General features: G+C 60.0%; 1 protein-coding gene. It reads left to right on the plus strand.

Features of this window, described 5'->3' with window-relative positions:
* Positions 1-63: 63 nt before the first annotated feature.
* A partial coding sequence (locus tag B3520_RS05835; protein WP_286875627.1) for a HisA/HisF-related TIM barrel protein occupies positions 64-225 on the plus strand: 162 nt, incomplete at its 3' end.

Consider the following 225-nt stretch of genomic DNA (forward strand, 5'->3'; position numbering starts at 1 on the left):
GCCGAAGGCCGCATCCGCCGTAAAGAATGTCCCTCGAAACTGAATGACTGGACCCACAACCAAATGCTGATTATCCCCGCCATTGATTTGAAAGACGGCCAATGCGTACGACTGCGCCAGGGCCTGATGGACGACTCCACCGTATTCTCTGACGACCCGGTCGCCATGGCCAAACGCTGGGTTGCCGCCGGTTGCCGCCGGTTGCACCTGGTGGACCTGAACGGC

This window comes from Marinimicrobium sp. UBA4509 (assembly GCF_002388575.1).
GTDB lineage: Bacteria > Pseudomonadota > Gammaproteobacteria > Pseudomonadales > Cellvibrionaceae > Marinimicrobium > Marinimicrobium koreense.